Origin of the sequence: Bacillus sp. NMCN1 (assembly GCF_002998085.1) — a bacterium.
GTDB lineage: Bacteria > Bacillota > Bacilli > Bacillales > Bacillaceae > Bacillus.
The window spans coordinates 81,781-95,397 of sequence record NZ_PVQL01000004.1; the positions used below are offsets into that span (position 1 = coordinate 81,781).

The window sequence follows — 13,617 nt, forward strand, 5'->3', positions numbered from 1 at the left end:
TACCTTAAATTAGAAATAGAACCTCTGGGTGATATCTTCTATTCCGAAAACATTTGTATAATTATGACATATCAAGGAGGTGAACAAAGGAATTAGCGGATTAGGCAATCATTTGTTTTATCTTGCAGGAACATATTTTACCTCATTGATAACCGGCTTCACCTAGTTTCACTTTTTACGAAAAGGAAGACCCAAAATTTTTAAACAAAGGAGATCCGACCAATGAAAAAAACCATTCTTTCTGTTGCCCTTGCCACTGCTGTTTCTTCGACACTACCAGTATTCGCTGACGCTGCTGAACAAAAAACTACTCCAGTTTCAACTACTGTTCAGCAAACTGTTTTAAACAAAGCTGCTGAAAGTAAAGCATCTACAACCGCAGGAAACGTTAATATTAACTTTGACGTACTTGGTATAGCTAATGCATTAATCAATGCTGCAAATGCTAACACAAACCGTGAAGGCTTTGTCAAAGGACTAATGGAGTCTGCTTTCTATGCTGCGGGCGCAAAATACAATGTCATGGTATTTAACTTAAGCCAAGGTTATGAGACTCGTTTCAGCGGAGTCAAAACGTTTGCTACTGTGAAATACGGAAGCATTACTTACGGAGTTTGGGTATTTGAAAATGGATCTTTCACAAACAAAGGTGACGGCGGCTACATCAACTGGGCATTTAGAGGCTGGTTCGACCGTAACGGTGGTTTCGTCAACTTCCGTCGTCCTTAATTCTCGGTTTTATCCATCAATCATACACGCACATTGGACCGATCTCAGTGATGAGATCGGCTTTTTTTATGGAGAACACGTATAAGTTCACCCGCGCTGCTTCATGATATAATGCAAGTCTGGAGGGGTGCACATGCTGAAGAAAATTGCAGTGACAAAAAACGGCGACTTGATTGAACATGCGACATTGCAGCAGCTTTCAAGCCCCGATATCGCCTGGTATTGGATTGATTTTCATGCGCCAACGGAAAAGGAAGCAGCGCTTTTAAAAGAATACTTTCAGTTCCATCCGCTTGCGATTGAGGATTGCTTCCATTATTTACAGCGGCCGAAGCTTGATTTTTATGAAGGGTATTTATTTTTCGTGCTTCATGCCTTGAATCAAAAGACGCTTCGATCTGAGGAAATCGATCTGTTTTTTGGTGATAATTATATCGTGACCTTTCATTTAAAGGAGGCGCCATACATTGACCGTGTCATTCGAAAGCTTAAAGGGTCTGACAAAGACAGAAACAGTGGACCTGAGCATATTGCCTACATGCTGATTGATCAGCTTGTCGATGATTATTTCCCTATTATTTATCAAATTGAGGACAGGCTGAATGAAATCGAGGATGAAGAAGGTCATAAAACATATGGAACGCTGATGAACGAAGTATTCGGAATTCGATCCGATTTGCTCAAGCTGCGAAGAACAATTATCCCAATGAGGGACCTTTTATACCGTATTGTGAACACAAATACGATGAGAAACGATACGAACCGGCAAGCATATTTTAATGATATTTATGATCACCTTTTGAAATTAACCGAAATCGTCGAGTCAAACCGTGATATGACGGCCGATTTACGAGACAGCTATCAGACGCTGAATTCAAATCGAATGAATGCGATCATGATGACATTGACCATTGTGTCAACCATTTTTATTCCACTGACCTTTATTGTTGGGGTGTACGGAATGAACTTTGATAATATGCCTGAATTACACTGGAAATATGGCTATTTTGGCGTGCTGATTTTCATGGGTCTGCTCGTCTCGGGTATGCTTTTGTGGTTTAAGCATAAAGGGTGGTTCCGCATTTTCAAATAATGTGTGAAGAGAATGGCTGAGGAGGCGGTTAGATGAAAAACTTGATTCCATTGTCTCATCAAAAACTAAAGCTCGTATGGGAGACGCTCTATCGAGATTTCAAATTTAATCCGTGACCGATGAGAATTTGGATACGGTCTATTATTTGGATGATGCATTAAGTGCCAGGCGTTTAATCGGTTATGGGGGGATCTTGAAAGAGATTCATAAGGAACTGAATTTGACGGATGCTGAGGACGGGGATCTGATCAGAATTGAAGAAGATGATGATGAGGGGGCAAATGAGACATTTGAAGTCATGGCTAATTGGCATGTTGGCATCAATAATTATATAATTAACTAAATTTTACTTTGGAGGTGACTTTTGTATGTCTATTCAAGTGGATGATGATGATGTTTTAGAGATGTGTAATATATATGCTCAAGAAACTCATCACAGAGAAGCATTGATTCTAGGAAACAGGAAGGGTCTATTGGAATTAAAAAATGCGATAGATCAGGCTTTAAAAACTGGTAGTGCTGTTGCAAATTTATACCCATCTGATTTTGAAGGATATGAAACTTGTATTGCTTTAGTAGATGATGAAGATCAGTTTGAGAAATTGATGACTCCTTATGTAGAGAAATATGTACAAGATGATGATGCAATTGATCCAATTGAAATTATTAAAGATTACGATGCTAAAAAAGAAAAGCCCTTATAATAGGGCTTTTCTTTTTTAGTGGAGTATTGTTCTACCTTTTACAGCTTTGTGTTTACTTGGTACTGATGCTCTCAGAGCATGGTGTATATTAATTTTTGGAGCTACATGAAAATGCCAGTACCAGTTTGATGATCCTGGTTTTAGTGGTATGACTCCGTTATCAACTGCAAATACTCGTATTTTCTTTTTTCCTTTTTTATGGAACACTTTTACAAGACTCTCGACTTTTCCTTTTCTATTTTTTACATACCAATCGATATGATAGTTCTTCCCAAAACCTTTTATTCTGTTTTTCAAATACTTCAGTGCAACTTTTGCGCCTTTTGATCTTATGGCCCATAAAGCAACTCTTCCTACGGTCATTGCGATTGGTACGAAGAATATTGGTAGTGCTTGTGTTGTTATTTCACTCTGACTACTTTTCGAGTCAAGTTATTCCATTCGGTTTTCTAAAGCTAAAAATTCTTCATTGTTGAAATATTGATCTATTACTTTATTTTGTTCTGACTCTGACATGTTTCCAAATTCTTTTTCTGTAAATGGCAGGTTTTCTATGTATTCCCCCATTTTCTTTTCAAGTTCGTCTAATTCTTTGTTAGCTTGTTCATTTTGTAGAATTGTCGGTGTTACTAACGCTTCTAATTCTTGTGAATTGATAGTGTTTGTTTCTGCTGATGCTTCTGATGAAAATGGAGTCCATATAGAGATGACAAGAGCTAGGGTAATTAGGGTTAAAAGTGTTTTTTTGAACATTTTCGTTTATATGCCTCCTTTTGTATTAAATTCCAAAATTAAGGTTATCTAATTAAAGTGAGTGTATCAATGGATTTAAGGTAAATTTAAGAATATTGTTTTTTTGTTGCGGTGTCCGCAATCATTTTTTTTATTTTTCAGTGCTTCGTTTTGAGGAATATTTTTGTGATAGAATCCGTTGACTGTGGAGGGGAACGTGATGACAATTGAAATTCATGTGATGGATTTAGGGGCAATCATTATGTTTGTTTTGATGATCATTGCATGTGCGATTTCAGAAACAGAAGAAGCCGACAATTGAGTTGGCTTCTTCTTTACACGCTTGACGGAAATCGAGAGATTTTAGCACGCACACAGGGGTGTGTATAAGTGCGCCATTTTCATGGGTGTCCTATTTCCAAAATTGCCACCACTTTTTTTGTTGAGCAGCAGCAATCATTTTTTTTGCTTCAATGGATTCTTTCAAAGCGAGCATGAGATTTTCATCTCGCTTTTTTTGTTGTTCTTCAAATTGTTCGAGTCGTTTTAGGATGGCCCGATTGAATTCTTCTTGTCTTTGAATGAGATCGGCGACATTGATATCTTGTAGCGGTGTAGCGGTATCCGATATGGACAAGTTTGGCTACTTCTTCTAGTGATTTACCACTCAATTTAGAGTGTGTGTATATATACTCCATAGCGGATAAATCGGACTCATTATACTGACGCCATCCCTTAGTGTCTCTGGCGAAGTTATAACCGTTTTTCTCAAGCATGGCGGCGTATTTACGTATCGTGACGCTGGAGACATTGAGCTTATTTGCAATGTCTTATGAATAAAGATAGGTTGATTCATTCGCTACGGTATACGCTACGTCCGAGCCTCTCTCGTTTCCGCTCATTTCACGTACCTTCTCCTTTCATTACATATGATATCTCTGTTTATTTTGATGCCCCTTCCCTTCTTCATGCGGAGGAAGACCTTGAAGAGAAAGCATTACGTGCTTTTCAGGAGCTTATAAGAACAGACGAATATATACTGGCACTTGATTGGCAGTATGAATGCTACTGGATCACACCATACGGCTCATTTGAAAAAGATGAAATTGGGGAATGGAGAATTCCTGTGCTTCCTGATGGAGATTACTATTTCTTTTTATCAAAAGAGATGCATTGGGGATTGCTAGGGCATCCTTGGGAGCAAAGCATCACGATTTTCGGTGAGGGCTTGATCGACTCTTTTACGCGTCATCACCCGATTTTGTTTCAGCGTAAAATAAGAGAAGGATAAAGAAAAAGCTCGCAGATTTCTGCAAGCTTTTTTCTATAGCTGAGGCAGATGCCATACTTTTTCAAGCATGAGATCGTCTAGGCTTTTAAAGGAATATCCTTGTTTTTTCAGGGCCGTGATGGCATCATCCAGTGCCTCGGCATTGTCTCTTGAGACGGTATGAAGTAAGTAAATGGCACCTGGGTGCGCCTGCTTCATCATTTGATCATAAGCATACTGTTTTCCTTTTTGATGGTGAATATGCCAGTCCACAAACGCTACTGACCAGAAAACCGTTTGGTAGCCGAGCTCTTTTGTTTCCTTCAGCACCCTTTCACTGAATACACCGCGCGGCGGACGAAGATAGAGGTTGTCTTGTTTTCCAGTGATTTTGTACACGGCTTCATTGACACGCCCCAGCTCTTCTTTGATTTCTTTCGTACTCTTTGTTGTTAAATCTGGATGGTGATAGGAGTGGTTGCCAATGATATGACCTTCCTCTGCCATACGTTTAACGAGCTCAGGCTGGTCCTTGACAAAATGACCTGTCACAAAAAAGGTGCCTGGTACTTGATGTTTTTTCAGCACGTCTAAGATCTTCGGCGTGTACCCATTTTCATAGCCATTGTCGAAGGTAAAATAAATCTCTTTCTTTTTCGTGTTTCCTAAATAAAAGGCATCATACTTTTTTAAAAGGACGTTCAATTCTTTACCCGCATCTGCTGGCTTGTGTTCTTTGCTTTTCGCAAATCCCCAGTGGACGGGCTTATTAGACACGGCTTCCGCTTCTGAGAGAGGCATCGATACAAAAAGCGCACATAAACAGATGAGCATGTATTTTTTCATTTACGTCACTTCCCGGTTTTTCTTCTATTGTGCAGAATAAGACCGAGACTCATACACTGATTCACCTGCCAATTTAAAGAAAAAAGCCCGCAATGCGCGAGCTATTCTTCCTTCCAATCGTTTTTAAACCGTTCATATTTCGCTTCTAGGTCGTCAATCATCTGGATCAGTCTGTCTATATCCTCAACATCTGTTGATTCAGGATCTAATGAATCAATCACATTCATAAACATATCTAATCGGTTCTTTAAATACTCAACCTGCTGCTCTTTGCTGTCTGCTGCCTTGCCCATAGATACACTCCCTTTAGCATTTGTTTCTAGCTTATCTTTTTTTCCCTTGTAAATCAATGATGCCCCACTTGCGTATAACGGTGATGGGGCTTAAAATTAACTGTTGGCGGGTCTACGTTTGCCCGAATGTAAAGGAGATAGATACCATGAACCAAAAAACAGCACTTCGTCCGATTACACCTGCATACGACCCTTGGGAAGCCTATCTCGATGTGCAGGATTACGGAGAGATGAAGCTGACAAATATTGAATTTACGACAACGACGTTGTGTAACATGAGATGTGAGCACTGTGCGGTCGGCTATACCTTACAGCCTAAGGACCCGAATGCACTGCCGCTTGATTTACTGCTTCACCGTTTAGATGAAGTTCCGCTTCTGCGCTCAATCAGTATTACAGGCGGAGAGCCAATGCTTTCTCTCAAATCTGTGCGGGAATATGTCGTCCCTTTATTAAAGTATGCCCATGAACGCGGCGTCCGTACACAGATCAATTCAAACTTAACACTTGATTTGGCGCGATATGAGGAAATTATTCCATACTTAGATGTCCTTCACATCTCACATAACTGGGGAACTGTCGAAGAGTTTGCAACGGTCGGTTTTGCGATGATGGACAGAAAACCAACCTTTGAGCAGCGCGAGAAATTATTTAACCGCATGATTGAAAATAGCCGGGCACTTGTCAAAGCGGGTGTTACCGTATCTGCTGAAACGATGCTCAATAAGCGCACGCTTCCATATATTGAACACATCCACCGGCAAATCGTGGAGGAAATGAAATGCCAGCGCCACGAAGTTCACCCGATGTACCCAAGTGATTTTGCCAGCGCCCTTGAATCATTGACGCTTCCGCAAATGCGTGATGCGATTCATCAGCTGCTGGATATTCGTGATCAAGACACATGGATGCTGTTTGGCACCCTGCCATTTTATTCTTGCAGCACAGATGAAGAAGACCAGCGCCTCCTCAAGCGATTACGCCAGGAGAAACATGTTACAGTACGAAATGACCCTGACGGCCGCTCACGGTTGAATGTGAATATTTTTGATGGGAATATTATTGTGACAGACTTTGGCGATACACCGCCGCTTGGAAACATTGCTAACGATACATTGCAATCTGCTTATTCACGCTGGATGGACACAAAATTAGCAAAAGAGCTGAATTGTCATTGTCCAAGCGTACAATGCCTCGGTCCGAATGTCCTTGTGAAAAACAGCTATTATCAAGATGTTGATTTTACTTCTCGTACAGCCAGGGGGTAACCGATAGATGGACGATACTTTTCTGACAATAGTCAAGAACAAATACATTGAAATTCTCCTTGTTGGACTCGTTCTTTGGCTTGCCGTCTTTATGATTAACAAAGCGCTTCAAATTTTCTTTAAACGAACGGAGTTTATAGAGGACAAGAAGAAAAAAACGATCGAGAGCTTGGTCAAATCTGTTACAAAATACACCGCTTCGATTTGCTTTGTCATGTATGTCATTTCTCTCTTCTTTCATGATTTCGGAAAAATCCTTGCAGGTGCTGGTGTTGCTGGGATCGTCATCGGTTTTGGCGCCCAGACGCTGATTCGCGATATTTTAGCAGGCATTTTTCTGATCTATGAACGTCAGATTCATAAAGGGGATTATGTGACAGTGAATAACCTCTTTAACGGAACGATTGAAGAGATTGGTCTCCGCTCTTTGCAAATTAGAGAATGGAGCGGCAAGCTGTTAACCATTTCTAACGGAGACATCCGGCAAATTCAAAACTATAACATGCACTACATGCGGATTACGGAGTCTGTATTAATTAGTGCGAATCAAAACCCAGATACAGCCTTTCAAGCACTCGAAACAGCATGTGACCATTTAAATCAGATGCATCATGATTTTCTCAAAAAAGATGAATTTCAAAACGCCATTGAACCCTTTCAAGTCCATGGCATTATGGGTCTGAACAAACTAAACCGCGGGATTGAGATCACAGTGAAAGGAATGGTCGAGGACGAAAAATACTTCGATGCTGCCCTCGCTGTCCGAAAAGAAATGATCAATCAACTTCATCAGCATGATGTCAAATTGCTTGAAGATCTCGTTTATCCCCAGCCTGCAAAATAACCTCATTCGTGATGGGGTTATTTTTTTGATTGTTTTTTGTTAACCAGTTAATTATAATAAAATATAGTTAACCAGTTAATATAAAGAGAGGATGTTGATTCATGACAAAAAAAGAAGCGATATCATTTATTAAAGAGATGTATGAAGAGGTATTAATCAAATTCAATATAGAAAAAGTGGAGGCTTATTTTTCACCCGATTATCAGCAAGTGACTGATGGAAAGGTTTCGACACTTGATGAGTTTAAAAAGCATCTATCCACATTAAAAGGATTAACAAAACAGCTTGAGATCCCCGCTTTTCATGATGTGTTATTTGATGAAGATACGCAGCAAGGGTGTTTTCGTTACACTGTACATGTGGAACTCGCAAGCGGAGACCGGGGTTTCATTGATGTCATGGCTCTTTTCACGTTATTAGATGACAGGATCATTCGATGTGACGAGCTGACCCGGGCTCACGAAAAACATGAAACGCTTGAACAGCTTGGCCACATCAGCTAACAATTCTCTTCATTTCAGCCCTCTTACTTCTATCCTCTTGACTGATTCATGTATAATAGAAAGCAGAATGATTTCATGCAGCATGGGGACCCTCATACTGTGTATTTACTAAGTGAAAGAGAGTGAATAAGATGGGTCGTAAGTGGAACAACATTAAAGAAAAGAAAGCATCAAAGGATGCCAATACAAGTCGTATTTACGCAAAATTCGGGCGTGAAATCTATGTGGCTGCCAAACAAGGTGAGCCAAACCCAGAATCAAACCAAGCACTTCGCTTTGTTCTAGAACGTGCAAAAACATATAGTGTCCCAAAACACATTGTAGACCGTGCCATTGAAAAAGCCAAAGGCGGTGCGGAAGAGAATTTCGATGAGCTGCGCTACGAAGGATTTGGTCCAAACGGATCAATGGTGATCGTTGATGCCCTCACCAATAACGTCAACCGAACAGCGTCAGATGTTCGTGCGGCATTCGGGAAAAACGGTGGAAACATGGGCGTTAGTGGATCTGTTGCTTACATGTTTGACCAAACGGCAGTCATCGGTGTCGAAGGAAAAAGCGAAGAAGAAACGCTTGAACTGTTAATGGAAGCAGACATTGATGTACGTGACATCATGGAAGAAGATGAAACGGTGATCGTGTACGCTGAACCAGATCAATTCCATCAAGTACAAGAAGCATTCAAACAAGCCGGCGCTCAAGAATTTACTGTTGCTGAAATTACAATGCTTCCTCAAAATGAAGTGACATTAGATGATGAATCTAAAGAACAATTCGAGAAACTAATTGATGTATTAGAAGAGCTTGAAGACGTGCAGCAGGTTTATCATAATGTGGATTTAGGGGAATAAACATTTAAGCCATAGTAGTGGTTAGGTTCATTCAACTGCTGCTATGGCTTTTTTATTTTCTCAAAACATGTAATATATAAATAAAATGTTAATTTCTACAACTATTTAAGGAGCTGAGCTTCATTTTTAAAACATGGTGGTTTTCTTATTATGGATTTATGATCATTCCTATTCTTGGGCTAAGTTTTATTTTCAGCAACTTCATGATAGTAACAAAAATTTTCTTCTTTCTCTTCATCGCATGGTATTTATATAACATCTTTGACTTTTACAAAAGTGAATTGAAAGGGAAAAATGATAAAACCAATTAGCAAAAAACAGTCATCTCCCCTTGATAAGAGGAGATGACTGTTTTAATTCATCCCTTGAAACCCAAACGTCAGGTGATCCTGCACAGGAATCCAAGCGCCGATTCCTTGTGAGGTCACGTTTTTCACGACGAGTTTTCGTTTATTTCCTTTAAGCACAAGGTACACTTCTCCGTATGTCACCTTTCCTTTTTCGTTTATCGCCGGTGCATAGGCATGAAGCGAAGCTGCTTTTTTCGGAGATACATGGTACGACTGATCTCGTTTTGTTCCTGCGCCAATCACTGTGTCAAAAGCGAGGGGCAGCTTTGTTTTTTGAATGGCTTTTTGCATCATCAATGTTTTCACATCTTCCGGGTTTGGCACCTTTGCTGTGAGCCCGCCGCTCACTTTCACTTGCTGCTTTTGAACGTATTTGCCGATGGCTGTTTTGTTGCCGCCTCTGTTATCAATGTGATTGGTATTCACTTTTTTGTATTCCCAGTTGGCAACCGTTTCGTTTGAATCATAGCTCAGTGCCCATCTGCCAAGGAAAATGGTCGCACGGTAACCAACAGCTAATGGCGTCCCTGAAATGCTGGATTCATTTAGCATTTTGATCAAATGGGTATTCTCAATAGGAACATTCGTTGTTTTAAACAATTCGGCTGTCAGCTCGCTCGGTTGGAGCAATGGCTGATCCTGTGACGCATTCGGATACGTATTCTCCTTAGAAATACTGGCGACAGACGATGGCACCTTAAATGACTTCGCCGCCTCCGCTGGAAAGCTATATAGAAAACTTAAGGATAAGAGAACAACAAACATGATGCGGGGCATCTTTTTCATATCATCACTCTTTCTCATTCATTTTTCCATAGTATTTTCCGCAAAGACGTCCCTTATCCACAAAAGATTATAAAAGGAAAAATCCAATCGCCATAATGAGATAGGCAGCAAGTAATGTGGCGCCTTCAAACCAATTTGTATCTCCGTCATTTGATAAAATGACCGTGAGTAATACAGCGGATGCCATCGCAATGAGCTCTGGTAAGGAGAAAATGAGCGGCATCTGCTTATTGAAAAAAAGAGAGCTGATGACAAGGATTGGCGCCACCATCATGGCAACCTGAAGCGTGGAGCCAAAAGCAATTTCCACAGCGACATCCATTTTGTTTTTATACGCCATGATGACAGCAGAGGCATGTTCTGCGGCATTGCCGACGATGGCCACAATAATGACTCCGATAAACAGCTCACTCCAGCCAAATTGTTCTCCCACCGTATCAAATGTATGGACGAGGCGCTCTGAAATGTACGCAACGGCAATCGTCGCAAGCAGCAAAACCACAGTGGCGAACTTACCAGACCATTCAGGTGTTTCTTCTTCCGTCTCCGCCTCCCCGTCCATGCTCTCCTGCTTGGCAACATAGACACCGCGGTGGCTGACCAGTTTGAAATAGAGCGCTGCGACATAAAGCAAAATCATCACAATGCTAATTCCAATGCTTAAAACAAATTGCCTATCCTCTGCCATCTCCACCGAAAACACTTCTGGAATGACAAATGCCACAATAATTGCAAACATGAGCAAGCCGGAGTTGTGCCTTGCATCGTGGACATTGAACACTTGGCGCTTATATTTTAATCCGCCAACGAAAAAAGACAGCCCCGCCACAAGCAGTAAGTTTCCGATAACTGATCCAGTTAATGAAGCAAGTACAATAGCTGTCAGCCCTTGCTTTAATGCAAAAAATGAAATAATTAACTCTACGGCATTTCCAAATGTGGCGTTTAAAAGTCCGCCAATTCTTGGACCCGCTATAATGGCAAGACTTTCTGTAGCTCTTCCCATAAAACTAGCAAGACCAATAATGGCAATACAATACACAGCAAACATGATGACCTGCGGGAAATGAAGAAAACTGCCAATGACCGATAGCGGCACACCAATTGCGACAATCACAAGAAACAAACGATTCATACAGCCATTCTCCTTTACATATGTCTGACTGTTATTCTTTCGTGAGTGCCGGCTTCATATACATTTAGATTCGCTCGTGTGAGAAGGTGATTTCTATACTTCCTTTCACAGACTGCACCATAGAGCAATGCTTCAATGCAAGTGTGATGACTTTCTCTATTTGTTCATCAGATGTACTGACGCCCTCAAATAAAATATGTAAATGAATGCGGGAGATTTTGTTTACAGCGCCTGCTCTTGTCGTTTCAGGTATAATCGTCAGCCCTTCACAGAATATTCGCCTTTTCCGGCAAACATGAATGAGCATTTCTCCAAAACAGCCGGCAATAGCTGAGGTGAACAATTGATATGGCCTGTACCCTGTTTCTTCTTTCCCTGAGATAGGCAGCTGCCTGTCACCTGTACCCGCGATCCATCGGCCTGATTCGTATATCAGTTTCATTCCTTTTCCACCTTTCTATTGAAACCCCTATGGTTCCATTGTACGATGAAAATATGAACTTGTAAGGAGCATCTTATGTCGAGAATTCATTTTATGATTTTAATTTTACTTGTATCCGTATCTGGTTTTTCACAGGGAGCGTTACTGCCTGTCATTTCAATTATTTTTGAACATGCCGGCACTTCTCCTACGTTGAACGGACTGCATGCCACAGGCTTATATCTCGGCGTGCTGCTTGCATCTCCCTTTATGGAAGCGCCGCTTCGCCGGTTCGGGTTTAAGCCGTTAATTGTCATTGGAGGCGCTGCTGTCTTTTTAAGCTTGTTCAGCTTTGTGTTTTTTGAATCTTATGTCGTCTGGTTCTTTCTGCGGCTTGTGATCGGGATTGGTGATCATATGCTGCATTTCTCTACACAGACGTGGGTGACCTATGCTTCGTCATCGAGAAATCGCGGGCGAAATATTTCATTGTACGGGTTATCCTTTGGACTCGGTTTTGCCGCTGGACCCTTTTTAACGCCACTCATTGAAATCAACCCATCTTTACCTTTCATTGTTTCTGGTGCCGTTAGTTTATGTATTTGGCTGCTTGTATTTGTTTTGAAAAATACATATCCAGATACCGGCGAAGTGCAGACGTCAGAGCAGACAAATAGTTTGAAGCGCTTTAAGAAAGCCTTTCAATTTGGGTGGGTCGCCTTTATGATGCCATTTTGCTATGGCTTTTTAGAAACGACACTTAATAGCAACTTCCCAGTATATGCACTCAGAAGCGGAGTAACAGTAGATGCAGTTGCGTTTATTTTACCTGCGTTTGCTATTGGGAGTATTGTCTTTCAGCTTCCTCTCGGGATGCTCAGCGACCGGTTTGGGAGGCGCCGTATCATTTTATGTGTGACACTCGCTGGGTCTTTCTTTTTCCTATTGGCAGGGATTTTCATTCAATCGGTTTTGGCTGTTGCGATTTGTTTCTTTATTGCCGGAATGGCTGTAGGCTCTACCTTCTCACTTGGCATCAGTTATATGACCGACTTATTGCCGAAGCATCTGCTTCCTGCTGGAAATTTGATGTGCGGGATGGCATTTAGTGCAGGGAGTATTCTCGGTCCTGTTCTCGGTGGAATCTTTGTGCAAACGTTCGAAGGAATGAATTTACTTTACCTTGTCAGCATCGTGATATTATTCGTATTTTTCTGCGTTCGATTTGGGCGGACGTCGGCAGTGCTTGAAAGTCATTAAAATGGAGGGGCGATATTTGTTTACATACGACGTCACAAATGAATTGACTTTGGCATCTCTCCAATTAGATGATGCGGACACATTATTTAAACTGATTCAAGAGAATCAGGCTCATTTAGGGGAATGGCTTCCATGGGTTCATCACTGCAAAAGCATAGAGGATGTCAAAACATTTATTCAAGCCACTCAAACCATCTACAATGAACAAAAAGGGTTGGAAGCTGGCATTAAGCTGAACGACCGATTTATCGGGGTGTTCCGCCTGACGTTTGATCAGAAAATAGGCAATATCGGTTATTGGATTCGTCAAGACGCGCAAGGTCGGGGTATTGTGACAACGATCGTGAAATATATGACAGAAATATTTTCTACAAAAGTCGATGGATTTGAAATTTTTTGTCCTGTAGGTCATGTTCGAAGTGAACGTGTAGCGATAAATGCCGGATTCCAGCTAGATCCTCACTATCAGTCAAAGCCTGATGCCGCTTTTAACCTTAGGCGATATATACGATCGTGAAATAAAGACTCCCCT

Annotated in this window: 18 protein-coding genes and 1 pseudogene; 11 read left to right on the forward strand and 8 right to left on the reverse strand. The window is 41.1% G+C overall.

The window, feature by feature from the left end:
- Positions 1 to 222: 222 nt before the first annotated feature.
- From C6W21_RS16965 to C6W21_RS16985, 4 genes and pseudogenes are all read left to right on the forward strand, one after another.
- A complete protein-coding gene (locus C6W21_RS16965) occupies positions 223 to 729 on the forward strand; it encodes a stress protein (protein ID WP_106051660.1) in 507 nt (168 codons plus the stop codon).
- A gap of 133 nt (positions 730 to 862) precedes the next feature.
- The gene (corA, locus tag C6W21_RS16970) at positions 863 to 1,822 is read left to right on the forward strand and encodes a magnesium/cobalt transporter CorA (protein WP_106051662.1); all 960 of its coding nucleotides are present in this window, start codon (positions 863 to 865) and stop codon (positions 1,820 to 1,822) included.
- Between the two features lie 112 nt (positions 1,823 to 1,934).
- Positions 1,935 to 2,165: pseudogene (locus tag C6W21_RS16980) on the forward strand (protein rep); the annotation flags it as partial.
- A gap of 25 nt (positions 2,166 to 2,190) precedes the next feature.
- Entirely contained in the window at positions 2,191 to 2,526 is a 336-nt protein-coding gene (locus C6W21_RS16985; RefSeq protein WP_106051664.1) for a hypothetical protein, read from the forward strand.
- A gap of 432 nt (positions 2,527 to 2,958) precedes the next feature.
- Here the strand turns inward: C6W21_RS16985 and C6W21_RS16995 are convergent, their stop codons facing one another.
- From C6W21_RS16995 to C6W21_RS19405, 3 genes are all read right to left on the reverse strand, one after another.
- A complete protein-coding gene (locus C6W21_RS16995) occupies positions 2,959 to 3,279 on the reverse strand; it encodes a hypothetical protein (RefSeq protein ID WP_106051668.1) in 321 nt (106 codons plus the stop codon).
- 391 nt (positions 3,280 to 3,670) lie between these two features.
- Positions 3,671 to 3,895, reverse strand: coding sequence for a DUF3967 domain-containing protein (locus C6W21_RS19400; RefSeq protein WP_317615086.1), 225 nt, complete (start codon positions 3,893 to 3,895; stop codon positions 3,671 to 3,673).
- A complete protein-coding gene (locus C6W21_RS19405; protein ID WP_317615087.1) occupies positions 3,786 to 4,034 on the reverse strand; it encodes a hypothetical protein in 249 nt (82 codons plus the stop codon). Before C6W21_RS19405 ends, C6W21_RS19400 begins: the two co-directional genes overlap by 110 nt.
- A 56-nt stretch (positions 4,035 to 4,090) precedes the next feature.
- On the opposite strand from C6W21_RS19405, the gene C6W21_RS17005 reads away from it, so the two are divergent.
- On the forward strand, positions 4,091 to 4,549 hold the full coding sequence (locus C6W21_RS17005) for a DUF2716 domain-containing protein (protein WP_411266046.1): 459 nt from the start codon (positions 4,091 to 4,093) through the stop codon (positions 4,547 to 4,549).
- 33 nt (positions 4,550 to 4,582) lie between these two features.
- On the opposite strand, the gene pdaA is transcribed toward C6W21_RS17005, so the two are convergent.
- Both pdaA and C6W21_RS17015 read right to left on the reverse strand, forming a co-directional pair.
- Positions 4,583 to 5,374, reverse strand: coding sequence for a delta-lactam-biosynthetic de-N-acetylase (gene pdaA, locus C6W21_RS17010; RefSeq protein WP_106051670.1), 792 nt, complete (start codon positions 5,372 to 5,374; stop codon positions 4,583 to 4,585).
- Between the two features lie 101 nt (positions 5,375 to 5,475).
- A complete protein-coding gene (locus C6W21_RS17015) occupies positions 5,476 to 5,667 on the reverse strand; it encodes an SE1561 family protein (protein WP_106052114.1) in 192 nt (63 codons plus the stop codon).
- A gap of 146 nt (positions 5,668 to 5,813) precedes the next feature.
- On the opposite strand from C6W21_RS17015, the gene yfkAB reads away from it, so the two are divergent.
- The 4 genes from yfkAB (at position 5,814) to C6W21_RS17035 (ending at position 9,133) form a co-directional block, all read left to right on the forward strand.
- Positions 5,814 to 6,935: a radical SAM/CxCxxxxC motif protein YfkAB gene (gene yfkAB, locus C6W21_RS17020; protein WP_106051672.1), complete on the forward strand. Its 1,122-nt coding sequence runs from the start codon at positions 5,814 to 5,816 to the stop codon at positions 6,933 to 6,935.
- A 7-nt stretch (positions 6,936 to 6,942) separates the two neighbouring features.
- Complete coding sequence (locus tag C6W21_RS17025; protein WP_106051674.1) at positions 6,943 to 7,779, forward strand: mechanosensitive ion channel family protein; 837 nt, start codon at positions 6,943 to 6,945, stop codon at positions 7,777 to 7,779.
- Positions 7,780 to 7,880: 101 nt separating this feature from the next.
- Complete coding sequence (locus C6W21_RS17030; protein ID WP_106051676.1) at positions 7,881 to 8,282, forward strand: nuclear transport factor 2 family protein; 402 nt, start codon at positions 7,881 to 7,883, stop codon at positions 8,280 to 8,282.
- Positions 8,283 to 8,413: 131 nt separating this feature from the next.
- Positions 8,414 to 9,133, forward strand: a complete 720-nt coding sequence (locus C6W21_RS17035) for a YebC/PmpR family DNA-binding transcriptional regulator (protein ID WP_106056768.1) — start codon at positions 8,414 to 8,416, stop codon at positions 9,131 to 9,133.
- A 353-nt stretch (positions 9,134 to 9,486) separates the two neighbouring features.
- On the opposite strand, the gene C6W21_RS17040 is transcribed toward C6W21_RS17035, so the two are convergent.
- The 3 genes from C6W21_RS17040 to C6W21_RS17050 form a co-directional block, all read right to left on the reverse strand.
- Entirely contained in the window at positions 9,487 to 10,269 is a 783-nt protein-coding gene (locus tag C6W21_RS17040) for a YfkD famly protein (RefSeq protein WP_106056770.1), read from the reverse strand.
- Positions 10,270 to 10,336: 67 nt separating this feature from the next.
- Positions 10,337 to 11,404, reverse strand: coding sequence for a calcium/proton exchanger (cax, locus tag C6W21_RS17045; protein ID WP_106056772.1), 1,068 nt, complete (start codon positions 11,402 to 11,404; stop codon positions 10,337 to 10,339).
- A gap of 64 nt (positions 11,405 to 11,468) precedes the next feature.
- On the reverse strand, positions 11,469 to 11,846 hold the full coding sequence (locus tag C6W21_RS17050; protein ID WP_106056774.1) for an OsmC family protein: 378 nt from the start codon (positions 11,844 to 11,846) through the stop codon (positions 11,469 to 11,471).
- Between the two features lie 75 nt (positions 11,847 to 11,921).
- On the opposite strand from C6W21_RS17050, the gene C6W21_RS17055 reads away from it, so the two are divergent.
- Both C6W21_RS17055 and C6W21_RS17060 read left to right on the forward strand, forming a co-directional pair.
- The gene (locus C6W21_RS17055; protein ID WP_106051692.1) at positions 11,922 to 13,085 is read left to right on the forward strand and encodes an MFS transporter; all 1,164 of its coding nucleotides are present in this window, start codon (positions 11,922 to 11,924) and stop codon (positions 13,083 to 13,085) included.
- 16 nt (positions 13,086 to 13,101) lie between these two features.
- Entirely contained in the window at positions 13,102 to 13,602 is a 501-nt protein-coding gene (locus tag C6W21_RS17060) for a GNAT family N-acetyltransferase (protein WP_106051696.1), read from the forward strand.
- Positions 13,603 to 13,617 lie beyond the last annotated feature (15 nt).

Coding starts and splice junctions, on each gene's coding strand:
- pdaA (WP_106051670.1), bottom strand. CDS start 5,374: ATGAAAAAATACATGCTCATCTGTTTATGTGCGCTTTTTGTATCGATG.
- C6W21_RS17030 (WP_106051676.1), top strand. CDS start 7,881: ATGACAAAAAAAGAAGCGATATCATTTATTAAAGAGATGTATGAAGAG.
- C6W21_RS17025 (WP_106051674.1), top strand. CDS start 6,943: ATGGACGATACTTTTCTGACAATAGTCAAGAACAAATACATTGAAATT.
- C6W21_RS17035 (WP_106056768.1), top strand. CDS start 8,414: ATGGGTCGTAAGTGGAACAACATTAAAGAAAAGAAAGCATCAAAGGAT.
- C6W21_RS19405 (WP_317615087.1), bottom strand. CDS start 4,034: ATGCTTGAGAAAAACGGTTATAACTTCGCCAGAGACACTAAGGGATGG.
- C6W21_RS17015 (WP_106052114.1), bottom strand. CDS start 5,667: ATGGGCAAGGCAGCAGACAGCAAAGAGCAGCAGGTTGAGTATTTAAAG.
- corA (WP_106051662.1), top strand. CDS start 863: ATGCTGAAGAAAATTGCAGTGACAAAAAACGGCGACTTGATTGAACAT.
- C6W21_RS17005 (WP_411266046.1), top strand. CDS start 4,091: ATGAATAAAGATAGGTTGATTCATTCGCTACGGTATACGCTACGTCCG.
- yfkAB (WP_106051672.1), top strand. CDS start 5,814: ATGAACCAAAAAACAGCACTTCGTCCGATTACACCTGCATACGACCCT.
- C6W21_RS16965 (WP_106051660.1), top strand. CDS start 223: ATGAAAAAAACCATTCTTTCTGTTGCCCTTGCCACTGCTGTTTCTTCG.
- C6W21_RS16995 (WP_106051668.1), bottom strand. CDS start 3,279: ATGTTCAAAAAAACACTTTTAACCCTAATTACCCTAGCTCTTGTCATC.
- C6W21_RS16985 (WP_106051664.1), top strand. CDS start 2,191: ATGTCTATTCAAGTGGATGATGATGATGTTTTAGAGATGTGTAATATA.
- cax (WP_106056772.1), bottom strand. CDS start 11,404: ATGAATCGTTTGTTTCTTGTGATTGTCGCAATTGGTGTGCCGCTATCG.
- C6W21_RS17050 (WP_106056774.1), bottom strand. CDS start 11,846: ATGAAACTGATATACGAATCAGGCCGATGGATCGCGGGTACAGGTGAC.
- C6W21_RS17055 (WP_106051692.1), top strand. CDS start 11,922: ATGTCGAGAATTCATTTTATGATTTTAATTTTACTTGTATCCGTATCT.
- C6W21_RS17040 (WP_106056770.1), bottom strand. CDS start 10,269: ATGAAAAAGATGCCCCGCATCATGTTTGTTGTTCTCTTATCCTTAAGT.